This is a genomic window from Brevundimonas sp. (genome assembly GCF_013912005.1).
In the GTDB taxonomy this organism is placed as follows: domain Bacteria; phylum Pseudomonadota; class Alphaproteobacteria; order Caulobacterales; family Caulobacteraceae; genus Brevundimonas.
In genome coordinates this window covers 22,486-45,680 of the sequence record NZ_JACESB010000002.1, presented here as the reverse complement: position 1 = coordinate 45,680, position 23,195 = coordinate 22,486, and the positions used below count along the sequence as shown (strand labels likewise).

Here is a 23,195-nt window from a genome sequence, read left to right as displayed (position 1 = left end):
AACCTAGCGCTCAATCCCGCTCCCGCGCCAGCCAGTCCGCGCTGGCCATCTCATTGAGGCGGGATACGGTGCGCTCGAACTCGAAGGCGCCGACGCCCTGGCGGTACAGGGCTTCCGGCCGCGCCGCCGCCAGGACCACCAGCCGGGTGCCCGCCTCGTAGAGGGCGTCGACGAGGGTCACGAAGCGCCGCGCCTCGTGGTGATTGTCGGGCCCCAGCACCGGCACGTCCTCGAGGAACAGGGTGTGGAACCGCTCCGCGATGGCCAGATAGTCCGCCGCGCCCAGCGGCCGGGCGCAGAGCTCGGCGAAGGTGGCGCGCGCCAGCCCCCCGTCCGTCCGCTCCAGCGTCACCTCCCGGCCCTGCACGTGCAGGGTCGTCGGCGCCTCGTCCTGCTCGCCCTTCAACTGGTCCCACAGGTGCTCGAATCCCTGCCGCCGCCCCGTGTCGGCCGGGGCGTACCAGACCCGCCCGCCCATGATCCGGTCCAGCCGCCAGTCGCGCGCGCCGCCCACCTCGACCACCGCGCAGCGGCTCTCGATCATGTCGATGAAGGGCAGGAAGAGCTGCCGGTTGAGCCCGTTCAGGTACAGCTGGTCCGGCGCGCGGTTGGAGGTGACGACCAGCACCACCTTCTTCTCGAACAGGACCTCGAACAGCCGGCCCAGGATCATCGCGTCGCCGATGTCGGTGACCTGCAGCTCGTCGAAACACAGCAGCCGCGCCTCGGAGGCGATCAGCTCCGCCGTCGGACGGATCGGGTCATCCCCCTTCGACTGGCCGAACACCTGCTTCCGCGCGGCGGCGTCGCCCTCGCGCCACTGACGGATCAGGCCGTGCACCCGCGCCATGAACACGTGGAAGTGCGCCCGCGTCTTCCGCGGCTCGGGCGCGCAGGCGCAGAACAGGTCCATCAGCAGCGACTTGCCCCGCCCCGGCGGGCCCCACAGGTACAGGCCGCGCACCTCGGGCGTGCGCCCGAACAGGCCGCGCTTCGCCAGATCCCGCTCGACCCGGGCGAGGGCGTCGACCACCGGGCGCTGCGACGGATCGGGGGTCAGCCGGCCGTCGGCCAGCCGCTCTTCATAAGCGGTGCGAATGCGGGAGGGCATCGTTCTCGGGCTTAGCCGCCCCCGCCGCGCCTGAAAAGCGATTGCTTCGCGCCCGCGAAGGCCTACATGCACGCCTCACCACCAAATCGCGCTCAAGCCGCGTGCGACCGCGTCGCGAGCGACAGCGCGTCCGAAGGACTACCAAGCATGAGCTATGTCGTCGCCGTCGTGGGCGCCACCGGCAATGTCGGCCAGGAGATGCTCAACATCCTGGACGAGCTGCAATTTCCGGTCTCGAAGCTTCACGCCCTCGCCTCCCGCAAGTCCAAGGGCGTCGAGGTGGCCTTCGGCGACCGCACCGTGAAGTGCGAGGATCTCGAGACCTTCGACTTCTCGACCGTCGACATCGTGCTGATGTCCGCCGGCGGGGCGGTGTCGAAGGAATGGTCCGAAAAGATCGGCAAGGCCGGGGCCATGGTCATCGACAATTCCTCGGCCTTCCGCATGGACCCGGACGTGCCGCTGATCGTCCCCGAGGTGAACCCCGACGATGTGAAGCTGGCCACGAGGAAGAACATCGTCGCCAACCCGAACTGCTCGACCGCCCAGCTGGTGGTGGCGCTGAAGCCCCTGCACGACGCGGCGAAGATCACCCGCGCCGTGGTCTCGACCTACCAGTCGGTCTCCGGCGCCGGGAAGGAGGGCATGGACGAGCTGTGGAACCAGACCAAGGCCATCTACGGCCTCGGCGACGCCAGCCCGAAATTCTTCCCCAAGCAGATCGCCTTCAACGTCATCCCCTTCATCGGCTCGTTCCGCGACGACGGCTACACCGATGAAGAGGCCAAGATGTGGGACGAGACCCACAAGATGCTGGACCCCGACATCCGGCTCACCGTCACCTGCGTGCGGGTGCCGGTCTTCGTGGGCCACTCGGAGGCCGTCACCGTCGAGTTCGACCGTCCGATCACCCCCGACGAGGCCCGCGCCATCCTGCGCGAGGCGCCCGGCGTCATGGTCGTCGACAAGCAGGAGGCCGACGGCTACGTCACCCCGGTCGACGCCGCCGGCGAGTTCGCCGTCCATGTCTCCCGCATCCGCCAGGATCCGACCGTTCCCAACGGCCTGAGCTTCTGGGTCGTCTCCGACAACCTGCGCAAGGGCGCGGCCCTGAACGCCGTCCAGATCGCCCAGCTGCTCGACGAGTCCGGGACCATCCAGCCGAAGAGCGGCTATCGCTCGATCACCGTCTGACCCCTCCGTCCGCCGGCTCCCCACGGCAGGAGTAGATCATGGCCACCCCCTCCGGCGCCGACACGGGCCGCGCCGCCCTGCTGTCCGCCTTCGCCTGCTACACCCTGTGGGGGCTCATGCCCCTGCTGTTCATGGGCCAGGCGGCGGCGGGCTTCGATTCGCTGGAGATCCTCGCCCACCGCTGCGTCTGGGCGGTGGCCGTGGCGGCCCTTCTGGTCTGGCTGGCGCGGCAGGGCGGCCAGGTCACGGCCGTCTTCCGCAGCCCCCGCACCCTCGCCTGGCTGGCCTTCTCCACGGCCCTGATCGGCCTCAACTGGGGCATCTACGTCTGGGCCACCACCCATGGCGCCACGCTCGAGGCCAGCCTCGGCTACTACATCAACCCGCTGCTCAACATGGTCGTGGGCCTGTGGCTGTTCCGGGAACGGATCGACCGATGGGGCTGGGTCGCCATCGGCCTGGCCGCCGTCGGCGTCGCCTTCCAGACCGCCGCGCTGGGCCGTCCGCCGTGGATCTCCATCGTGCTGGCCCTGTCGTTCGCCACCTACGGCGTGATCCGCAAGCGCATTCCGGTCGACGCCCAGGCCGGCCTGTTCGTCGAGTGCCTGCTGCTGGCGCCGCTCGGCCTCGCCTGGGTGATCTGGCTGCAGTCGACCGGCGCCGGCGCCGCCTTCGACAGCGCGGGGAACACCCTCTGGGCGCTGGCCAACGGCCCCGCCACCGTGCTGCCGCTGGCCCTGTTCGCCTGGTCCGCCCGCCGCCTGCCGCTGTCGACCATCGGCTTCATCCAGTTCCTCGCCCCGACCCTCCAGTTCGCGGTCGGGGTCGCGGCGGGGGAGCCCCTGACCGGCCTCCGCGTGGCGTCCTTCGCCTTCATCTGGGGCGGGGCGGCGGTGTTCGCGGCGGCGGCCCTGCACCGCCGGCAGGCCGCCCGGCGCGCCCTGAAGGACGCGGCGGAGCCTGTGTAGGTTCTAGGTTCCAGGTTCCAGGTGCTAGGTTCCAGGGAAGGGCGGCGGTGTTCGGTTCCCTAGCCCCTAGAACCTAATACCTAGAACCTAGAACCTAGAACCTAGAACCTGGAACCTAAAACCTCCTGTACGCCGCCTCGATCAGCCGCACCGCGCGCGGATCCCCGATCAGATGCCGCGACTGGCGCGTCATCACATAGCTGCCCGACAGCCGCCGCTCCGGGTCGGCGAAGGCGCACGAGCCGCCCCAGCCGTAGTGGCCGACCGTCTGCTCGCCGGGGCCGAACACCTTCAGCCCGACGTTGCGGGTCCAGCCCGCCGCCCAGCCCATGTCGAAGGGCAGCACCCGGTCCTGGCCGCGGATGCGCTCCTGCAGCGCCGCCGCCCGCGTCGCCTCCGACAGCACCGGCCGCCCCTCGAAGGCGCCGGTGGCGACCACCGCCATGATCCGCGCCAGATCGCGGGCCGTGCCGTGCAGGTTGGCCGACGGAATCTCCGCCATTCGCCACTCGGTCGAGCCGCGCCCGCCCGGCGCCGAGCCCCGGTCGAGGAAGGCCGATCGCTTGATGTCGTCGATCTCGCCCAGGTCCGGCGCGGCGGTCGGCTTCTTCATCTGCGCCACCCGTCCGTGTTCGGACTCCGGCAGGCCGATCCACAGGTCCAGCCCGGGGAAGTCCTCGCGCAGCGCCGTCCCCATGGTCCGGCCGTCGACGATCCGGAACAGCTCCCCCGCCAGATAGCCGATGGTGATCGGGTGATAGCCGCTGGCGGTTCCGGGGGCCCACATCGGCGCCTGGGCGCACAGCCGGTCCAGCACCGCCGCACGGTCGAACCAGATGGCCGGCTCGACCGCCGCGTCGAAGCCCGGCAGCCCCGCCTGGTGGCTCATCAACTGGGCGACGGTGACGGCGTCCTTGCCCGCCTGCCCGAAGGCCGGCCAGAAGTCGGCGACGGGCCGCTCGTAATCCAGCAGGCCGCGCTCGACGCAGGTCGCGATCAGCAGGGCCATCACCGCCTTGCCGGTGGAGAACACCGGCGTCAGGGTCTCCGCCGCATACGGGACGGTCCCCGCCGCATCGGCCCAGCCGCCGATCAGGTCGACCGCCACCTCGCCGTCGATGCAGAGGCTGAACCGCGCGCCCTGCTCGTCCAGCCCCTCGGGCGCGTCCGTGAAGTTGGCGGCGAAGGCGTCCTTCAGCGCGGCGAATTCAGGCGGGCAGACGCCGCGGATCTCGGGCAGGTCGGTCATGGGGTCCTGTTATCGCGCCCACGCCGGCCCGTCGACGGCGCCCCGGGCCGGATTGTCCTGGAACTCCTGCGGCTCCCGGCGGTTAGGGCGGCCGGGGCGGATCGCCGCCCCCGCCCGGTTCCCTGTACGCGTGGTTCGAGGCCCTTTCCGATGCTCCGTTTTCTCCGGCTCCACTGGGTCTTCGTTCTGGTCGTGAGCGAGCTGGTGTTCATCGCCGCCTGCATCGGCTGGCTGGCCGCCGCTCCGTCCGTGGTCTGACGGCTACTCCCGCGCCGCCGCCGACGCCTGCCGCGCCGCCTCGAACTCCGCCCCCGCATTCCATTCGGGCCAGGCCTCGCTGTCCGCCAGGTCGCGCCCCACCGCATAGAGCAGGTCCACGTCGACGGCCGCCGCGTCCATGGTCCACTCCGGCGTCCATTCGTCCGAGGGCTTGTGGTAGCGGTTGGCGACATAGTCGGCGCTGGCGGCGTTGTGGCCGGTGAAGCCGGCGACCCCGAACAGGGCCGGCACCCCCGTCTTCGCCAGCGGGAAGTGGTCCGAGCGATAGAAGCCGCCGGCGTGCGGCGCCGGATCGGGGATCAACCGCCGCCCCGCCGCCTCGGCGCGGCGCTCCAGCCATTGATCGGTCTCGCTCTTGCCCGGGCCGATGACCACGATCTCGGGCGAAACCTCCGTCCCGGGAAGAAGGCTGTCGATGTTGATGTTGGCCACCGTCGTCTCCAGCGGCCAGACCGGGTTGGCGGCGTAGTACTCGGCCCCGAGCAGGCCCGACTCCTCGGCGGTCCAGGCGGCGAACACCACCGACCGCTCCGGCGGCGCGCCTTCCCTGAACAGCCGCGCCAGCTCCAGCAGGGCGGCGACGCCGGTCGCGTTGTCCACGGCCCCGTTGTAGATGTCGTCCCCGTCCACCGGCGTGGCCCGCCCGTAGGCGTCCCAGTGGGCGCCGTACAGCACCGTCTCGTCCGGCCGCTCGGCCCCGGGGACGCGGGCCAGCACGTTGCGGCTCTCGATGTTGGCGTGGGTCTGGCCGAAGTCGATCGACAGGGTCGTCCCCGGCAGTTCGACCGGCCGGAAGTCGGCCGAGCGCGCCTGCGTCCGCAGCTCGTCCAGGTCGAGCCCCGCCGCCGCCAGCAGCCGCTCGGCCACCGGACCCTGGATCCAGCCCTGGGCCGGAACCCGCTCGGCCGCCCAGTTCTCGCGCACGATGTCGAAGTCCGGCGCCGTCGACGAGCCCTCCAGCACCGACCAGCCGTAACCGGCGCCCTCGTCGTCATGGATGACCAGCACGCCGGCCGCCCCCTGCTCCGCCGCCTCCTGGAACTTGTAGGTCCAGCGCCCGTAGAAGGTCATCGCCCGCCCGTCGAAGCGGTCCGCCACCGGGTGTCCCTCGGGGGCGTTGAAATCCGGGTCGTTGACGATGACCAGCAGGATCTTGTCCTTCAGGTCCATGCCCTTGAAGTCGTCCCAGTTCCGCTCCGGGGCCTCCACGCCATAGCCGGCGAAGACCACCGGGGCGTCGGTGACGGTGATCCGCTCCACCGGCCGGTCGCTGGCGACCAGCACCTCCGGACCGCGCTCCAGCCGCATCTCGCCCTGCGGCGTGCGGGCGACGATCGTCGCCGGGCCCGACTGCTGGGTGCGGCTCAGCTGCGCCGTCTGGGTCCAGGATCCGTCCGGACCGCCCGGCTCCAGCCCCAGCGCCTCGAACTGCGCGACGAGGTATTCGATCGTCTTCTCCTCGCCCGGCGTCGCCACGCCCCGGCCTTCGAACGCGTCGGAGGCCAGCACCCGGGTGTGCTCGTTCAGACGGGCCGGATCGGCGTTCTGGGCGAGCGCCGGACCGGCGGTCAGCACGGCGGCGGAGGCGAGCAGGGCGAGGCGGAACGGGCGCATGGCGGTCTCTCTCTGGTCGGGGAGGGGCGCACCCTGACCCCCTCGCGGAGCAGAGTCGAGCGTCACCGTTCCGCCAGCCAGTCCCGCGCCCCCTCGCCCGCGACCACGCCGGAGGCGAAGCAGGCCTGCAGCAGATAGCCCCCGGTCGGCGCCTCCCAGTCCAGCATTTCGCCGGCCACGAAGACGCCCGGCACGGCCTTCAGCATCAGCCGCTCGTCGACCTGGTCCAGCCGCACGCCGCCGGCGGAGGAGATCGCCCGCGCCAGCCCCTGGGCCCCGGCGAGGCGCAGCCGCACCGCCTTGATCCGCTTCGCCAGCTTCTCCGCTCCGGCCGGAATGTCGCCCGGGATCTCGCGCAGCAGGCCGACCGCCGCCGGCGACAGCCCGGCCGCCTTCCGCAGCCAGTTCGACACGCTGTCCTTGCCGCGCGGCCGCGCCAGCCGCGCCGCCAGCGCCGCCTCCCCCAGATCGGGCCGCAGATCCACGACCAGCTCCGCCGCCCCGTCCCGGGCCACGGTCTCGCGCAGCGCCGCCGACAGGGCGTAGACCGCCCCGCCCTCCAGCCCGTACCGCGTCACCATGGCCTCGCCGCGAACGGTTCGTCCGGCATGGCTGAGCGCCACATTCTTCAGGGGCTGGCCGGCGAAGCGGTCGGCGAAGACCGGCGACCACGCCACGTCGAAGCCCATGTTGGAGGCGGTGAGCGGCGCGACCTCCACTCCCGCCGCGGCCAGCTGGTCGGTCCAGGCGCCGTCGCTGCCCAGCCGCGGCCAGCTCGCCCCGCCGAGCGCCAGCACCACCGCGTCCGGCCGCTCGATGCGCTCCCCCTCCGGCGTCGCAAGGACCAGCTCCAGCCTGTTGTCATCCCCGCCCAGGCGGGCTCCGGTCCAGCGCGACCGGGTCCGCACCTCGACGCCCAGATCCGCCAGCCGCCCCAGCCACGCCCGCAGCAGCGGCGAGGCCTTCATCGTCTGCGGGAACACGCGGCCGGAGGAACCGGTGAAGGTCGTCTGCCCCAGCCCTTCGGCCCAGCCGACCAGATGCGTCGGGGAGAACCGCTCCAGCCATCGGGCGACCGTCGGCGCCGCCTCGCCGTAGCGCGCGACGAAGGCCTCGGACGGCTCCGAATGGGTCAGGTTCAGGCCGCCCCGCCCGGCCATCAGGAATTTGCGCGCGACCGAGGGCATGGCCTCGTGGACGACCGCCCGCCCCCCGGCCTGCGCCAGCCGTTCGGCGGCCATCAGCCCCGCCGGGCCGGCCCCGATCACGTGCACCGTCTTCATTGCATCCATGGGGTCCAGATGGACCGGAACGGCGGGCGGCGCCATACGCTCCCTGTCCATGAGCGTCGCCTTTACCCGCGAGGAGGATCTGGAGGCCACGGCCGCCGACCTGCCCGACCGTCCGATCTCGCCGCATCCAAATCTCGTCACGCCTGCGGGCCTCGCCGCCATCGACGCGGCCCTGGCCGCGGCCCGGGCGGCCTGGGCCGCGGCCCAGGCGCAGGGATCGATCGAGGCCGACCGCACCGCCATGGCCCGGGCGACCCGCGACCTGCGCTACTGGTCGGCGCGGCGGGCGTCGGCCCAGCTGGTCGAGACGGCGCCGGACGGACGCGTGCGCTTCGGCGGGTCGGTGGCCATCGAGCGCGACGACGGCCGTCGCCAGACCTGGCGGATCGTCGGCGAGGACGAGGCGGATCCCGCCGCCGGCTCGGTCAGCCACGTCTCGCCCCTGGCCCGCGCCCTGCTCGGAAAACGCCCCGGCGACGAGGCGGTGGTGGCGGGCCAGACCGTGGAGATCGTGGCCGTCGACTGATCACGCGCCGATCACGATCCCGTCCCCCGGTTTGACACCCGGCGGCCGCTCCCCCAGGTTCAGGGCCCTCCCCCTTCTCCCTCAGTGCTTCCGCGCGTCCGGGAGACGTGACCCTGCGGTCACGCCTTGAGCCACCGCTCGTCGTGCGGAGAACGAAAGGAAACAGTTGATGCGCCTCACCCTTCTCGCCGCCGCCTCCGCGCTCGCCTTCGCCGGCGCTCCGGCGATCGCCGCCGCCGCCGCCGTCCCCTCTGCCGCTGTCGCGCGGCAGGACGTGACCGACGCCGAACTGGACAGCTACGCCGCCGCGGAGGAAGGCGTGCGGGCCGTGCAGGCCCAGGTGCAGGGCCAGATCACCCCGGAACAGCAGGCCGCCATGGTCGCCGCCATCGAGGGCGCGGGCCTGACGCTCGAACGCTTCAACGCCATCTCCCAGACCGTCCAGGCCGGCGACGATGTCCTCGCCGCCCGCCTCGCCGTCGCCCGCGCGCCAGACTCGCCGGCCGGCTCGGTCGGCGCCGCCGTCACCGACGCCGAGCTCGACCAGTTCGCCGCGGCCATGGCCGGCGTCCGTCCGATTGCGGAGCAACTCAACGGCGCCGCGCCGACCGCCGAGCAGCAGACGGCCATGGCCGAGGCCATCGCCGCCTCCGGCCTGGAGCTGGAGCGGTTCAACGCCATCTCGGCCGCGCTGCGCGCCGACGAGCGGCTCCAGGCGCGCGTCGCCCTCGCCGGCGCCCGCCGCGAGGGCTGACCGGCCAGGATCGAAACCGTCCGGCTGACCGGACAGGAAGGGCGGGCCGCAGGGCCCGCCCTTTTTCGCGTCAGCCAGCGTCGTCGATAGGCTGGTGGGTGAAGCCCTTGACCCCGCTCAGGGCGTCGGCGTCGCGGCCGATCTCCACCTCGCTCTCGGCATAGGCGATCAGCAGGCGGGCGAGGTCCCCCAGCGCGCTCTCGTGGATGCGCTCGTAGCCGTGGCTGGCGTCGATGCCGAAGGTCAGAAGGGCGGTCCGGATGTCGGCCCCCGCCTCCAGCGCCGAGGCCGAGTCCGAGCGGTAGTAGCGGAACACGTCCTTCTGGTGCGGAATGTCGTGGTCGCGGGCGAGGTGGACCAGCTTGCGCGTCAGGTGCCAGTCGAACGGCCCGGTCTGGTCGGCCATGGCGATGGTGACGCCGAACTCGGATGAATTCTGTCCGGGGGCGGTCGTGCCGTTGTCGACCGTCACCATCGAGGCCACGTCGGGGACCAGCACCGAGGAGGCGCCGTGCCCGACCTCCTCGGCGATGGTGAACAGCCACCAGGTGTCGACGGTCGGGACCCGCTCCTCCCGGATCATGCACTCCAGCGCCGCCAGCATGGTCGCCACCCCGGCCTTGTCGTCGAGGTGGCGCGAGACGATGTAGCCGCTGTCCAGAAACTCCGGCTGCGGATCGATCGCGACGATGTCGCCGATCTCGACGCCCAGGGCGTGCGTCTCGGCCCGGCTGCGGGTCACGGCGTCGATGCGCAGCTCGACCTGCCGCCAGCTGACCGGCTGGCTGTCGACCTCCTCGTTGAAGGTGTGGCCGGACGCCTTCAGCGGCAGGATGGTGCCGCGGTAGGTCCCCCCTTCGGAGAAGATCGTCGCCCGCGCCCCCTCGGCGAAGCGCGACGACCAGTGGCCGATGGGCACGAGTTCGAGGCGGCCGCTGTCCTTCACCGCCTTCACCTGCGCGCCCAGGGTGTCGACGTGGGCGACGACGGCGCGGGCCGGGCGCGGGTTCCGGCCCGGCAGGCGGGCGCGGATCGCCCCCCGGCGGGTCAGCTCATAGGTCAGGCCCAGCCGCCCCAGCTCGCGGCACACCACCCACACCGCCTCGTCCGTGTAGCCGGTGGGGCTGGGGGTGTTGAGCAGGTCCGCCAGGCGGGTCTTCAGATAGGCGAGGTCGATCGCGGGTCGGGGCAAGGGCGCTCCTTCGGGCTTCGGGCTCATGCGGGGCTGGCGAGGTCCGGGCGGGCCGCGGTCCGGGCGGCGGCGGACGCCGACAGCGGAAACAGCAGGTCGATGAACCGCTCGGCGGTGGGCTGCGGCTCATGGTTGGCCAGGCCGGGCCGTTCGTTGGCCTCGATGAAGGCGTACTCCGGCTCGCGGTGCGAGCGGACCATCAGGTCGATGCCGGTCACCGGGATGTCGATGGCGCGGGCGGCGGCGACGGCCGCCCGGATCAGCTCCGGGTGCACCTCTTCGGTCACGTCGTGAATGGTGCCGCCGAGGTGCAGGTTGGCGGCCTTTCGCACCATGATCTCCTCGCCCGCCGGGGCCACGTCGTCGAGCCGGTAGCCGGCCTCGGCGAGGGTCCGCTCCGTCTCGTCGTCGATCGGGATGCGGGACTCGCCCCCGGTCGCGGCCTCGCGCCGGCGGCTCTGGTGTTCGATCAGGGCGCGCAGGCTGGAGCTCCCGTCGCCGACGACGCGCGGCGGCCGGCGCAGGGCGCACGCCACCACCTGGTAGTCGATCACCACCAGCCGCAGGTCCTCGCCCTGCACCTGTTCCTCGATCAGCACCTCCGAGCAGATCCGGCGCGCCCGCTCCAGCGCCGCCTGCACCTCGTCCATCCCGGTCAGGCCCACGGCGACGCCCTTGCCCTGCTCGCCGCGCGCCGGCTTGACCACCAGGCTGCCGTAGGTCTCCAGGGCGGCGCGGATGGCGGCCTCGTCGTCCGGATCGATGCGTGCGGGCGCCCGCACGCCGGCGGCCTCGACGATGCGCCGCGTCATCCGCTTGTCGTCGCAGATGCTCAGGGCCACCGCCGAGGTCAGCTCCGACAGGCTCTCCCGGCAGCGCACCGAGCGGCCGCCCCAGCTCAGCCGGAACAGGCCGCCCTCGGCGTCGATGATCTCGGCGTGGATGCCCCGGCGCCGCGCCTCGTCGACGATGATGCGGCCATAGGGATTGAGGCCCCGGTCCTCGCTGGGCCCCACGAACAGCACCTCGTTGATCGGGTTCTTGCGCTTGACCCCGAAGAAGTGGACGCGCCGGAAGCCCAGCTTCTCGTACAGGGCGATGGCCTGGACGTTGTCGTGCATCACCGACAGATCCATGTAGGCCAGCCCGAGGGTCTCGAAATGCTCGGCCAGCCGGCGCACCAGGGCCTCGCCGATGCCGGGCTGGCTGGCCTGGGGATCGACGGCGAGGCACCACAGCGACGAGCCGCACTCGGGATCCTCGAAGGCGCGGGCGTGGTTGACGCCCGTCACCGTGCCGATCACCGCACCGGTGGTGGTGTCCTCGGCCACGAAATAGATCAGGGCCCGATCGTCGCGGGTCGATGCGAAGAACTCGGGCGGCACCTGCACCATCCGGCGCTTGGCGTAGATCTCGTTCACGGCGTGGGCGTCGGCCTCGGGGATCAGCCGGCGGACCGTGAAGCCGCGCGGCTGGCGCCGGCTGGCGCGATAGGTCGACAGGTCCAGCCGGTAGGCGTGCGAGGGGTCGAGGAAGACCTCCTGCGGCGCCTGGGCCAGCAGGACATGCGGATTGCGCACGTAGAAGGCGATGTCGCGGCGGTCCGGCTGCTCGGCCCGCAGGGCCTCCACCAGCGGGTCGGCGCTGTCGAAGGTCTGGGCGAACAGCAGCCGCCCCCATCCGCAATCCAGCACCGCATTGGGGACCGGCCCTTCGCCGGTCTGCACGGGCGGCTTCAGCCCCTCGTGCCGCAGGCGCTTCAGCCGGTGGGCGTTGCGCGTGAGGGGCCGGGCGTCAGAGGCCATGCTGCTGCATCCACATCTCGAGAACGGCGACTTGCCACAGCTCTGAACCCCGCAGCGGGGTGATATGTGCCGTGGGATCGTCGAACAGGCGCCCGAGATAGGCGGGATCGAACAGGCCGCGGTCCCGCGCCGCCTGATTGGTCAGGGCGTCGCGCACCAGGTCGAGGTACGGCCCCTGGATGTATTTCAGGGCCGGGACGGGGAAGTAGCCCTTCTTGCGGTCGATGACCTCGGACGGGATCACCAGACGCGCCGCCTCCTTCAGCACCCCCTTGCCGCCCTGGGCCAGCTTGTGTTCGGGCGGGATCCGGCCCGCCAGCTCGACCAGCTCGTGGTCGAGGAAGGGCACCCGCGCCTCCAGGCCCCACGCCATGGTCATGTTGTCGACCCGCTTCACCGGGTCGTCGACCAGCATCACCTGGCTGTCCAGCCGCAGCGCCTTGTCCACCGGCGTGTCGGCGCCGGGCTGCGCGAAATGCGCCTCGACCAGCGCCCGGCTGACGTCGGTGTCGGCCATGTACGCCCCGTTCAGCTGGGTCTTCAGCGTCTCGTGGCTGCGGTCGAAGAAGGCCTTCGCATAGGTCTCGACCGGGTCGGCGGCGTCGACCATCGGCGGGTACCAGTGGTAGCCGCCGAACACCTCGTCCGCGCCCTGGCCCGACTGCACCACCTTGATGTGCTTCGAGACCTCCTGGCTGAGCAGGTAGAAGCCGACGTTGTCGTAGCTCACCATCGGCTCCGACATCGCGCCGATGGTCCCGGGCAGGGCCTCCATCAGCCGCTGGTGCGGCACGAAGATCTTGTGGTGCTTCGTGCCGTAGTGCTTCGCGATCAGGTCGGACCAGACGAACTCGTCGCCCTTCTCCCCGTTGGCCTCCTCGAAGCCGACCGAGAAGGTCATCAGATCCTTCTGGCCCAGCTCGGCCAGCAGGCCGACGATCAGGCTGGAGTCGACCCCGCCCGACAGCAGCACGCCCACCGGCACGTCGGCGACCATGCGCCGTTTCACCGCCGCGCGCAGGCTGTCCAGCACCCGGTCGCGCCAGTCCTCGGCGGTCAGCGAGGCGTCCTCCGCATGACGGGTCATGTCGGGCCGCCAGTACAGCCGGTCCTTCGCCGTCCCGTCCGCCTCGATCACCCGGATCGTCGCCGGCGGGAACTTCTTCACGCCCTTCAGCAGGGTGTGCGGCGGCGGGACCACCGCATGGAAGGTCATGTAGTGGTGCAGGCCGACCGGATCGATCGCGGTGTCCACGTCGCCAGCCGCCAGCAGGGCCGGCAGGCTGGAGGCGAAGCGCAGCCGCCTGCCCTTTTCGGCGAGATACAGCGGCTTGATGCCGAAGCGGTCGCGGGCGATCACCACCCGCCCGCTGTCCCGCTCGTGCAGGACGAAGGCGAACATGCCCTTGAAGCGGTCGACGCAGCGGTCGCCCCAGGCCTTCCAGGCCTTGATGATCACCTCGGTATCGCCGTGCGAGAAGAAGCGGAAGCCCAGCCCCTGCAGCTCCTCACGCAGCTCCGGATAATTGTAGATGCAGCCGTTGAAGGCCAGGGTGATCCCGAGGTCGGCGTCGACCATCGGCTGCTGGGCCTTCTCCGACAGGTCGATGATCTTCAGCCGGCGGTGCCCCAGCCCCACCGGGCCGCGCAGCACCAGGCCCTCGCCGTCCGGTCCGCGGGGCGAGAGCGCATCCGTCATCCGCTGCAGCGCGCCCGCGTCGGCCGGCCGCCCGTCGAAATTGATCTCGCCGCTCAGACCGCACATGGGCCCTCCTTGATTTGTGGAAGCAGCGTGGACAAATGGTTAGTGCACGAAAGAGTTTCAACCCGATGAGCGACTTTTCGCCCGACGCCGCCCCGGACCCGACCGCCGCCCTCGTCCGTTCGGTGCGGCGCATCGCCCAGGCCATCGACGTGCGCTCGCGCGAGATGGCCCGCCTGACCGGCCTGACCCTGCCGCAGCTGCTGGTGCTGCAGTCGATCCGCGCCCTGGGCGAGGTCAGCACCCACGCCGTCTCGCGCGACGTCTCCATGTCCGCCCCGACCGTGGTCGCCGTGCTGGACCGGCTGGAGGCGCGCGGCCTGATCGTCCGCTATCGCTCGACCAGCGACCGGCGCATCGTCCACGCCCGGCTGACGCCGGAGGGCGAGGCCGCCGTGGCTGGCGCCCCGGGCCTGCTGCGCCCGCGGGCGATGCGGGCCCTGGCCGCGTTGCCCGCCGACCAGCGCGAGGCCCTGGCGGCGGCGATCCAGACCGTCACCGACCTGATCGTCTTCGACGCCGTGGCCGACGAGGAGAGCCCGGCGGCGGCGCAGGCCGGCTGAAAGCCGTCGCCGGACGCAGAAAGGGCGGGCCCGTTTCCGGACCCGCCCTTCCCGTGTCAGCCTCGGCTGGACGTTGGACCGCTTAGAAGTCCATGTCGCCCATGCCGCCCATGCCGCCCGGCATGCCGCCGCCGGCGCCGCCGGCCGAAGCCTTCTTCGGCGCATCGGCCACGGCCGCTTCGGTGGTGATCAGGATGCCGGCCACCGAGGCCGCGTCCTGCAGGGCGGTGCGGACCACCTTGGCGGGGTCGATGACGCCCATCTTCACCAGGTCGCCGTACTCTTCCGTCTGGGCGTTGAAGCCGAAGGCGGCGTCGTTCGACTCCAGCACCTTGCCGACCACGATCGAGCCCTCGACCCCGGCGTTCTCCGAGATCTGACGGATCGGGGCCTGCAGGGCGCGGCGGATGATGGCGATGCCCGCCTTCTGGTCGGCGTTGTCGCCTTCCAGGCCTTCCAGCGCCTTGGACGCCTTCAGCAGGGCGATGCCGCCGCCCGGGACGATGCCTTCCTCGACCGCCGCGCGGGTGGCGTTGAGGGCGTCGTCGACGCGGTCCTTCTTCTCCTTGACCTCGACCTCGGTCGAGCCGCCGACGCGGATGACCGCGACGCCGCCGGCCAGCTTGGCCAGACGCTCCTGCAGCTTCTCGCGGTCATAGTCCGAGGTGGTCGCCTCGATCTGGGTCTTGATCTGGGCGATGCGGGCCTCGATGGCCGACTTCTCACCGACGCCGTCCACGATGGTGGTGTCGTCCTTGGTGATGGTGACCTTCTTGGCCTTGCCGAGCATGTCGAGGGTGACGTTCTCGAGCTTGATGCCGAGGTCTTCCGAGATCACCTGGCCGCCGGTCAGGACGGCGATATCCTCCAGCATGGCCTTGCGGCGGTCGCCGAAGCCCGGGGCCTTGACGGCGGCGACGCGCAGGCCGCCGCGCAGCTTGTTGACCACCAGGGTGGCCAGGGCCTCGCCCTCGATGTCCTCGGCGATGATCAGCAGCGGACGGCCCGACTGCACCACGGCCTCGAGGATCGGCAGCATGGCCTGCAGCGAGGACAGCTTCTTCTCGTGGAGCAGGATGAGCGGCTCCTCGAGCTGGGCCTCCATCTTGTCGGCGTTGGTGATGAAGTACGGCGACAGGTAGCCGCGGTCGAACTGCATGCCCTCGACGACGTCGAGTTCGGTCTCGGCGGTCTTGGCCTCCTCAACGGTGATCACGCCCTCGTTGCCGACCTTTTCCATGGCCCGGGCGATCATCTCGCCGACCTCGATGTCGCCGTTGGCCGAGATGGTGCCGACCTGGGCGATTTCCGAGTTGGCCGAGACCTTCTTGGACGACGACTTGACGTTCTCGATGACCACGGTGACGGCCTTGTCGATGCCGCGCTTCAGGTCCATCGGGTTCATGCCGGCGGCCACGGCCTTCAGGCCTTCCTGCACGATGGCCTGGGCCAGCACGGTGGCGGTGGTGGTGCCGTCGCCCGCCTTGTCGTTCGTCTTCGACGCGACTTCGCGGATCATCTGGGCGCCCATGTTCTCGAAGGCGTCCTCGAGTTCGATCTCCTTGGCCACCGAGACGCCGTCCTTGGTCGAGCGCGGGGCGCCGAAGGACTTCTGGATCACGACGTTGCGGCCCTTCGGACCGAGGGTCACCTTCACCGCATTGGCGAGGACGTTGACGCCGCGCAGCATCTTTTCGCGGGCGTCGGTGGAGAACTGAACTTGTTTGGCGGCCATCAGGCTGCTCCTTTAGTAAAGAGTGCTAGTGAGTGGTGAGTAGGAAGGGTTTGCGCCGGGAGCAGAGTCTCTGCTCACCAGTCACGACTCACTACTCACTCAGGACAGGACGCCCAGGACGTCCGATTCCTTCATGATGATCAGGTCTTCGCCGTCGATCTTGACCTCGGTGCCCGACCACTTGCCGAACAGGATGCGGTCGCCGGCCTTCAGCTCCAGGGCGTTGACCTTGCCGGAGTCGTCCCGGGCGCCGGGGCCGACAGCGACGACTTCGCCTTCCTGCGGCTTCTCCTTGGCGGTGTCGGGGATGATGATCCCGCCCTTGGTCTTGGATTCCTCTTCCACGCGCTTCACGAGCACGCGGTCGCCGAGCGGACGAAACGCCATCTGTATCTTCTCCCAAAGGTTCTCGATGAACGCTCCCGCGGCGCCGCTTTTGGCAGCCACCGGGCGAGAGTGCTAACGCGAGCGGCAGGTAGGGCGGCGGACCGGGAGCGTCAAGCGCCGCGGGGCGGAATTCCGTCGCTTTCGCGGCGGGCCGCGGGGGGCCGTCTGAACCGCGGATGAATGACCCGCTGCCGGGGGTTCAGCCCGGCTCGCGTACAAAGGTCCAATGCACCGGCCGTGGCCGGACAGGAAAGGACCGGAACATGAAACTCTCCTCGAAGGTCAGCTTCGCCGCCCCCGCCGTCCTCGGCGCCGTCGCCCTCGTCGCCGCGGCCGCCCCCGCCGCCGCCCAGAGCCGCTACGACCGCGACCGGGGCGACGACGACCGCACCGAAAGCGCGCTGATCGGCGCCGCCGTCGGCGCGATCGCCGGAGCCATGATCGGAAACGGCGAGGGAACCTACATCGCCGGCGGCGCCCTCGCCGGCGCGGCCCTCGGCGCCTCGTCCGGCGGGAACGACTGCGGCTACTACCGCGGCGGCCGCTGCTACCGGAACCAGGGCCACTGGGAGCGCGAGCACGGCATCAACAGCCGCGACGGCTACAGCCGCCGGGAGCTCCGCCGCTACGACCGGTACGAGCGCCGGGACCAGCGCCGCGACTGGCGCTACGACCGCCGCTGGTGAGAGACACCCTTCGTCCGGCCGCCTGCACGGCCGGACGCGTGGGCGGAAAGGCGGGCTCCGGCGACGGGGCCCGCCTTTTTCGACTCCGTCCGGCCGCGCGGGTCGCCGGCGAGCGCCACACGCCTCCGTGAGGGCCGGAACGATGCCGCCCGCCGCCGGTTCATCGCCTGACCCGTCGCAGAGCGCCGGTACGCCATCGCGCGGTCCTTCCGCCGCCGGCCGCTCCGGCCCCTGCGACACCCACCCCGTCGTCAGGAGAACGCCGATGCCGAAACGAACCCTGAACCTCGTCCTCGCCGCCGTGGTCGCCGCGGGAAGCGCCGCGGCCGCCCCCGCCTGGACCCAGGATCGCGCGGCGGGCGTCGCCGCCCGGTCGCCGGAAGTCGTCGAACGGGGCCCCGACGGCCGCGTCAAGTCGGTCCGCGTCGAGGGCGTCGTCTACCCTGTCTGCCAGAGAGAGGGCGAGGACAGCTGCATCCAGCCCCGCGCCGCCGGACTGGGCTGGGGCGACCGCCCCATGCAACGGTGGCCCGGCGCGCCGGCCAGCGCGCGCCAGGGATCGGATTCCGCCGACCGCAGCGCCGCCCGGCGCTGACGGACCCGGGGCGTCGGCGCCTCAGACCATCAGCCGCTTCATCAGCTCGGCCGTCGACGGGTCCAGCCCCTCCGACGGCCCGCCCGCCTGCACGTCGCGAAGGATCGCCTTCGCCAGCACCTTGCCCAGTTCGACGCCCCACTGGTCGAAGCTGTTGATGTCCTGGACCACCCCTTCGACGAAGGTCTTGTGCTCATAGAGGGCGATCAGGGCGCCGACGGCCTCGGGGGTCAGGGCGTCCATGACGATCGTCGTCGACGGCCGGTCGCCGGGGAAGGCCTTGTGCGGGGCCAGCCGGTCGGCCTCGGCCGCGTCCGCCCCGGCGGCGACCAGTTCGGCGTGCGCCTCGGCCGCCGTCTTGCCGACCATCAGCGCCTGGGCCTGGGCCAGCGCATTGGCCCACAGCGGCGCGTCGCCCTCGCGGTCGTCGCGCGCCGCCTCCGAGGTGTGGCCGACGACGATGAACTCCGCCGGCACCACCTGCGGCCCCTGGTGGATCTGCTGGAAGAAGGCGTGTTGGCCGTTGGTGCCCGGCTCGCCGAACACCACCGGGCTGGTGGCCATGTCCACCGGCGATCCGTCGCGCCTCACCCCCTTGCCGTTCGACTCCATCTCCAGCTGCTGCAGGAAGGCCGGCAGGCGGCGCAGGCCGTGGGCGTAGGGCGCCACGGTGCGGGCCGGGCGGCCGAGGCCCTCGACGTTGAACAGCTGGGCCAGCGCCAGCAGCACGGGCGCGTTCCGCTCCAGATCCGCCTCGAGGAAGTGCTGGTCCATGGCCCGGGCCCCGTCCAGCACCCGCTCGAACACGTCCCAGCCCAGCGCCACGGCCACCGACAGGCTGACCGCCGACCACAGCGAATAGCGGCCGCCGACCCAGTCGCGGAAGCCGAAGGTGCGGCCGCAGCCGAAGGCCTCGGCCTTCTCCGGCGCCGCGGTCACCCCGACCAGATGCCGCGCCATCCGCTTGGGCGACAGCGACGCCGCCAGCCAGGCCTTCGCCAGCTCGGCGTTGGCCAGGGTCTCCTGGGTGGTGAAGGTCTTGGACACCACCACCACCAGGGTGGTCTCCGGGTCCAGTCCCGCCAGCGCCTCGGCCATGTCGCGGGGATCGATGTTGGCGACGAAGCGCAGGTCGATCGTCGGCTCCAGCGGCCGCAGCGCGTCCCACAGCAGGCGCGGCCCCAGATCGGAGCCGCCGATGCCGATGTGGACGATGGCCTGGAACGGCTGCTTGGTCCCGCCCGTCTCGGCCCCGGAGCCCACGTCGGCGGCGAAGAGCGCCATCGCCCGGCGGGTCTCCGCCACCTCGGCCGACACCGGCTCGCCCAGCGCCCGGAAGTCGGCGTCGTCGGCGGCGCGCAGCGCCGGGTGCAGCACCGCCCGGCCTTCGGTGTTGTTCACCGCCTCGCCGCCGAACAGGGCCGCCCGCCGGCCCTCGACGTCGCAGGCGCGCGCCACGTCCAGCGCCGCCTCGAAACCCTCGGCGCTCCACGCCTGCTTCGACAGGTCGAGATACAGGCCGGCCGCCTCCACCCCCATCCGCTCCAGCCGGCCGGGATCGGTGGCGAAGTGGTGCGCGATGCGGGCGTCCCGGTCCTTGCGCGCGACGGCGCGGAGCAGATCGAGGGCCTGGGTGCGGGCGGTCATGGGCGATCTCGGCAAGCGGAAGGTAAAGCCCCGTTTACGGGTGGGGCGTAAGCCGGTTCAACGCCGAATCCACGATTCGGGCTCACAAGAGAGGTTCGCCATGTCCTGCGGCGTCGCCCTGGCCGTCTCCCTCCTGCTCGCCGACCCCGCCGTCGCCGAGGCCGCGGCCCGGCCTCCGGCCGAGGCCGGCGCGCCGGTCTCCGTGGCCGGGGAGCCCCTGTTCGCCGACATCGTCGCCCGCTCCGGAGACCTCCGCGGCCGCGTCGGGGCCTGGATGGCCGCCGGCGCCGCCGAGCGCGCCGACTTCGCCGCCGGCGAGGCGTGGACCAGCTTCCGCGCCCGCGCGACCGAACTGGCGGCCCTCGACATGCAGGGCCACCTGGTCCTCAAGGAGCGCGGCACGGACGGCGACCTGAAGTGCATCCTGCGCGGCATCGCCGAGGACATGCCCCGGCGGCTCGAGGCGGTCGAGGCCGCCGCCGCCCCGGCCGAGCGCAGGGTGGCGCTGGACGAGCTCCACTACCTGCTCAACGACAACGTCGAGGTCATCACCGCCCCGCCGCAGCCGGAGGTCTGACCGCGGCCGCCCCGACCGCGTCGACCACCAGCCCTTCGGTGAGCAGCTGCGGGAGGATGCGCGGCTCCGCTGTCCCCGGCGCATACACCAGGTACAGCGGCACGCCGGACCGGCCGTGCCGCATCAGCTCCGCGGTGATGGCGTCGTCCCGCCGGGTCCAGTCGCCGACCAGATAGACGGCGTCGGCCGCCTCCAGCGCCCGCCGCACCGCCGGCGACTCCAGCGCCGTCCGCTCGTTGATCTTGCAGGTGACGCACCAGTCGGCGGTGAAGTTGACCAGCACCGGCCGCCCCGCCGTCCGCGCCGCCTGCACCGCCTCCCCGGACCAGGGTTGCGACGGCAAAGCCGCGTCCGGCTCGCCCCGGGCCGGCGTCTCCGCCGCCCCGCCCGCCGCGACGCCGGCGAGGGCGATGGCCGAGACCAATGCCAGCGCCGCGGCGACGGCGCTGATCACGGCCTGCCCGCCGGCGGCCCGCGCCGCCTGGTTGACCCCCGCCAGCCACAGTCCGAAGGCCGCCAGCACCGCCGCCAGCAGCAGCAGGCCCAGCGCGTCGCCCCCCGCCTGCCGCGCGAAGACCCAGACCAGCCAGGCCGCCGTCCCGTACATCGGGAAGGCCAGCAGCGCCTTCAGCCGCTCCATCCACGGCCCCGGCCGCGGCAGGCGCGCCAGCAGCCGCGGCGTCAGGCTGACGAGCACATAGGGCAGCCCCAGCCCCAGCCCCAGCATCAGGAACACGGCCAGCGCCATCGGCCACGGCATCAGCAGCGCCGCCCCGAGGGCGAAGGCCATGAAAGGCGCTGTGCAGGGCGCCGCCACCACCACCGCCAGCAGGCCGGTGAAGAAGGCCCCGGCCGCGCCGGGCAGGCGCGCCAGCGGCCCGGCGCCCGCCGCCTGCAGCCCCGCGCCCATGTGGAACACTCCGGACAGGTTCATCGCCACCGCCAGCATCAGCAGCGACAGCCCGGCGATCACCGCGGGGGACTGCAGCTGGAATCCCCAGCCGATCGCCTCGCCCCCGGCCCGCAGCGCCAGCAGCACGCCCGCGAGGCCGAGGAAGGTGACCAGCACCCCGGCGAGGAAGGCGAGGCCGTCACGGCGCGCCCGCGCCGGGTCGTGGGCCGCGGCCCCCAGGGCCGCCGCCTTCATCGCCAGGATCGGAAACACGCACGGCATCAGGTTGAGGATCAGCCCCCCGAGGAAGGCGAACAGCGCCGCCTGCAGGAAGCCGCCGCCGCCCTCCCGCCGCGGGCCGGGCGCCGTTCCCTCCGGCGCCGCCGCCAGTTCGCCGGAGCCGCGCACGCCGGCGAGGTCGGGGCCGGGCTCGGCGCGGATCTCGAACGCCCCCAGCGAGGTCGCCAGAACCCCTTCGACCGGTCCGACGAGCCCGGATCGGGTCTTCGCCCCCGCCTGCAGCGCCAGGGTCAGGCCGCGCGGGCCCCAGGCCCCCGTCTGCGGCGCGGCGTGGTCGATGGCGCCGCCCTCGAACGGGAAGAAGTAGGCCGTCCCCGGGTCGCGGCCCGCCAGCGGCCCGCCGGCGGCGCTGAGAGTGAGCACCCCGTTCTCCAGCCGGACCCGCGCCTCGATTCCCGCCGGGGCCGGCGCCGCCGCCAGGGTGCGGCGGATCGCGGCCCCGTGCGCCGGGTCGGGCGGCGCCGCCCCTTCGCGCACCGGCAGGTCGAGGCCGAGGGTCAGCGTCTCCGGCACGCACATCTCGTCGCTGCACACGAAGAACAGCGCCTCGACGCGGAGCGGCAGGGTCGCGCCCGGCCGCGCCGTGGCGGGAATCCGGATCGGGACCGGCAGGTAGACCTCGCCCGAATAGCCGTAGTTGGCCAGCTGCTGCAGCCGCTGGCGCTCCGGCAGCGGCCAGACGATGTCCCCGGCGACGACGCCCGGCGGAAGGGTCCAGTCCAAGGCGGTCGCCCCGCCGGAGTCGCCGGGATTGCGCCAGTAGGTGTGCCAGCCGGGAGCGATGTCCTGGCGCACCGCCACCACCGCCGTCGACCCGGGCGCGGCCCAGCGGCTCATCGGGACCAGCTCGGCCGCGATGCGCTCGGTGCGTTGCACGCCGCCCGAGGTTTGGGCCGCGGCGGCGAGGGGCGCGCCGAGCGCGACCAGCAGGCAAAGGAGACGGATCAGCGGACGCACGGCAGCTCCCGGACAGGCGGGCGGACCTTAGCCGCCGGCCCCCGCCTGCGTCACCTGCCGCGATCAGCGGCGCGTCGCCTCACAGGGGCGCGGCGTCGACCAGCACCTCGGTGCGCCGGCGCATCGGCTGGACCGCGCCGCTGGCCGCGAGCGCGCCGGACTCCCCGCCCGCCCCCAGTTCGAACGCCGGCGCCGGCCAGCCGGCGGCGGTCAGCGCCTCGCGCACGGCGACGGCGCGCCGCTCCGACAGGTCGAGATTGGCCTCGGGGGCGCCGCTGGGGTCGGCGAGGCCGAGCACCTGCACCCGCCGGATCGCGCACCCCTGCAGCCGGGTGGCGGTCAGGCCCAGCGCCTGCAGGGCGGGGTTGGTCAGCCGCGCCTCGCCCTCGGCGAAATAGACCTCGAACCGCTGCGGCGCGCAGGGGGAGGTCTCCGCAACCAGCGCGTCGCGCTCGATGCCGCGGGTCAGCCCGCACCCCGTCGTCGCCAGGGCCGCCAGGGCCGCCATCGCCAGTCCGCGCATCCCGTCCCTCCTCACGAAAAGGGCGGTCCGCCGATCGGCGAACCGCCCTGCATTCCCTCAGGCCCGCGCCTAGTAGCGGCGCTGCCCGTTCTCCCAGTAGCACTCGTCCTGGCGGTTATCGTAGCAATAGTAGTACCGGCCCTGGCTGTCGCGGTAGCGCTGCTGGTTGTTGCGGTCCTGCTGCGAGCCGCGGATGGCGCCGGCCGCGCCGCCGACCGCCGCGCCGATCGCGGCGCCGGTCGCGGCGTTGCCGCCGCCCGTGTTGTTGCCGATGATGGCGCCGGCGACGGCGCCGATGCCGGCCCCGATGGCGCCCTGACGAACGGTCTCATTGGTTCCGCCGCCGTAGTACGGGTCGCTGGCGCACGCCGTGGCCATGAGACCCGCGCCCGCAATCGCGATGATCGCCTTTTTCATGGTGTAATCCTTTGTCCGGGTTTCGCCCCGTGGGTGAGAACGCTGGATAAGCGTGGCGGTTCCGGGGCAAAGACCTGGACCAGGGCCCTTTCGCGGGCTGCTGATGGCGGCCGGGCGGCGCCGGTCGCCGATCTTGTTCTGGCTATGGGGGCTTTATCGATGCGCGTTCC

At 72.2% G+C, this 23,195-nt stretch carries 21 protein-coding genes; 8 read left to right on the top strand and 13 right to left on the bottom strand.

Translation table 11 applies throughout. The features are described 5' to 3' along the window. Positions 1-10: 10 nt before the first annotated feature. On the bottom strand, positions 11-1,111 hold the full coding sequence (zapE, locus tag H2038_RS02035) for a cell division protein ZapE (RefSeq protein ID WP_292108792.1): 1,101 nt from the start codon (positions 1,109-1,111) through the stop codon (positions 11-13). A 147-nt stretch (positions 1,112-1,258) separates the two neighbouring features. Between zapE and H2038_RS02030 the strand changes: the two genes are divergently transcribed. Next, a complete protein-coding gene (locus H2038_RS02030) occupies positions 1,259-2,305 on the top strand; it encodes an aspartate-semialdehyde dehydrogenase (RefSeq protein ID WP_292108791.1) in 1,047 nt (348 codons plus the stop codon). A 38-nt stretch (positions 2,306-2,343) separates the two neighbouring features. After that, positions 2,344-3,273 carry an EamA family transporter RarD gene (gene rarD, locus H2038_RS02025; RefSeq protein WP_292108790.1) on the top strand — a complete coding sequence of 310 codons (930 nt, stop codon included), beginning with the start codon at positions 2,344-2,346 and terminating at the stop codon, positions 3,271-3,273. Between the two features lie 115 nt (positions 3,274-3,388). Here the strand turns inward: rarD and H2038_RS02020 are convergent, their stop codons facing one another. From H2038_RS02020 to H2038_RS02010, 3 genes are all read right to left on the bottom strand, one after another. Next, positions 3,389-4,522, bottom strand: a complete 1,134-nt coding sequence (locus H2038_RS02020; RefSeq protein WP_292108789.1) for a serine hydrolase domain-containing protein — start codon at positions 4,520-4,522, stop codon at positions 3,389-3,391. Positions 4,523-4,783: 261 nt separating this feature from the next. Then, on the bottom strand, positions 4,784-6,415 hold the full coding sequence (locus tag H2038_RS02015; RefSeq protein WP_292108788.1) for a M20/M25/M40 family metallo-hydrolase: 1,632 nt from the start codon (positions 6,413-6,415) through the stop codon (positions 4,784-4,786). A 62-nt stretch (positions 6,416-6,477) separates the two neighbouring features. Beyond that, positions 6,478-7,707 carry a TIGR03862 family flavoprotein gene (locus tag H2038_RS02010; RefSeq protein WP_292109078.1) on the bottom strand — a complete coding sequence of 410 codons (1,230 nt, stop codon included), beginning with the start codon at positions 7,705-7,707 and terminating at the stop codon, positions 6,478-6,480. A 49-nt stretch (positions 7,708-7,756) separates the two neighbouring features. On the opposite strand from H2038_RS02010, the gene greA reads away from it, so the two are divergent. Together greA and H2038_RS02000 are read left to right on the top strand one after the other, a co-directional pair. Next, positions 7,757-8,233, top strand: coding sequence for a transcription elongation factor GreA (gene greA, locus H2038_RS02005; protein ID WP_292108787.1), 477 nt, complete (start codon positions 7,757-7,759; stop codon positions 8,231-8,233). A 169-nt stretch (positions 8,234-8,402) separates the two neighbouring features. After that, positions 8,403-8,987: a DUF4168 domain-containing protein gene (locus H2038_RS02000; RefSeq protein ID WP_292108786.1), complete on the top strand. Its 585-nt coding sequence runs from the start codon at positions 8,403-8,405 to the stop codon at positions 8,985-8,987. Between the two features lie 70 nt (positions 8,988-9,057). Here H2038_RS02000 and H2038_RS01995 read toward each other — a convergent pair whose 3' ends face one another. The 3 genes from H2038_RS01995 to H2038_RS01985 are packed head-to-tail and all read right to left on the bottom strand — an operon-like array spanning position 9,058 to position 13,749. After that, positions 9,058-10,179 (bottom strand): osmoprotectant NAGGN system M42 family peptidase, encoded by a 1,122-nt coding sequence (locus tag H2038_RS01995; protein ID WP_292108785.1) that lies wholly within the window; start codon positions 10,177-10,179, stop codon positions 9,058-9,060. A 23-nt stretch (positions 10,180-10,202) separates the two neighbouring features. Next, positions 10,203-11,984, bottom strand: a complete 1,782-nt coding sequence (gene ngg, locus H2038_RS01990) for an N-acetylglutaminylglutamine synthetase (RefSeq protein ID WP_292108784.1) — start codon at positions 11,982-11,984, stop codon at positions 10,203-10,205. Then, complete coding sequence (locus H2038_RS01985) at positions 11,974-13,749, bottom strand: N-acetylglutaminylglutamine amidotransferase (protein WP_292108783.1); 1,776 nt, start codon at positions 13,747-13,749, stop codon at positions 11,974-11,976. The genes ngg and H2038_RS01985 overlap by 11 nt, the downstream gene beginning before the upstream one ends. A gap of 65 nt (positions 13,750-13,814) precedes the next feature. On the opposite strand from H2038_RS01985, the gene H2038_RS01980 reads away from it, so the two are divergent. After that, positions 13,815-14,309 (top strand): MarR family transcriptional regulator, encoded by a 495-nt coding sequence (locus H2038_RS01980; RefSeq protein ID WP_292108782.1) that lies wholly within the window; start codon positions 13,815-13,817, stop codon positions 14,307-14,309. An 82-nt stretch (positions 14,310-14,391) separates the two neighbouring features. On the opposite strand, the gene groL is transcribed toward H2038_RS01980, so the two are convergent. Both groL and groES read right to left on the bottom strand, forming a co-directional pair. Then, positions 14,392-16,044, bottom strand: a complete 1,653-nt coding sequence (gene groL, locus H2038_RS01975) for a chaperonin GroEL (RefSeq protein ID WP_292108781.1) — start codon at positions 16,042-16,044, stop codon at positions 14,392-14,394. Between the two features lie 99 nt (positions 16,045-16,143). After that, positions 16,144-16,431, bottom strand: a complete 288-nt coding sequence (gene groES, locus H2038_RS01970) for a co-chaperone GroES (RefSeq protein ID WP_054764370.1) — start codon at positions 16,429-16,431, stop codon at positions 16,144-16,146. Positions 16,432-16,694: 263 nt separating this feature from the next. Here groES and H2038_RS01965 point away from each other — a divergent pair, with 263 nt between their 5' ends. Together H2038_RS01965 and H2038_RS01960 are read left to right on the top strand one after the other, a co-directional pair. Further along, on the top strand, positions 16,695-17,117 hold the full coding sequence (locus H2038_RS01965; RefSeq protein ID WP_292108780.1) for a hypothetical protein: 423 nt from the start codon (positions 16,695-16,697) through the stop codon (positions 17,115-17,117). 265 nt (positions 17,118-17,382) lie between these two features. Next, a complete protein-coding gene (locus H2038_RS01960) occupies positions 17,383-17,712 on the top strand; it encodes a hypothetical protein (protein ID WP_292108779.1) in 330 nt (109 codons plus the stop codon). Positions 17,713-17,733: 21 nt separating this feature from the next. Here H2038_RS01960 and pgi read toward each other — a convergent pair whose 3' ends face one another. Then, entirely contained in the window at positions 17,734-19,359 is a 1,626-nt protein-coding gene (pgi, locus tag H2038_RS01955) for a glucose-6-phosphate isomerase (RefSeq protein WP_292108778.1), read from the bottom strand. Between the two features lie 100 nt (positions 19,360-19,459). On the opposite strand from pgi, the gene H2038_RS01950 reads away from it, so the two are divergent. Further along, complete coding sequence (locus H2038_RS01950) at positions 19,460-19,936, top strand: hypothetical protein (RefSeq protein WP_292108777.1); 477 nt, start codon at positions 19,460-19,462, stop codon at positions 19,934-19,936. On the opposite strand, the gene H2038_RS01945 is transcribed toward H2038_RS01950, so the two are convergent. The 3 genes from H2038_RS01945 to H2038_RS01935 all read right to left on the bottom strand — a co-directional run bounded on the left by H2038_RS01945 (position 19,908) and on the right by H2038_RS01935 (position 23,025). Next, positions 19,908-22,085: a thioredoxin family protein gene (locus H2038_RS01945; protein WP_292108776.1), complete on the bottom strand. Its 2,178-nt coding sequence runs from the start codon at positions 22,083-22,085 to the stop codon at positions 19,908-19,910. The genes H2038_RS01950 and H2038_RS01945 overlap by 29 nt on opposite strands. 79 nt (positions 22,086-22,164) lie before the next feature. After that, complete coding sequence (locus tag H2038_RS01940; protein ID WP_292108775.1) at positions 22,165-22,608, bottom strand: OmpA family protein; 444 nt, start codon at positions 22,606-22,608, stop codon at positions 22,165-22,167. 69 nt (positions 22,609-22,677) lie between these two features. Further along, positions 22,678-23,025: a glycine zipper domain-containing protein gene (locus H2038_RS01935; protein WP_292108774.1), complete on the bottom strand. Its 348-nt coding sequence runs from the start codon at positions 23,023-23,025 to the stop codon at positions 22,678-22,680. Positions 23,026-23,195: the final 170 nt, after the last annotated feature.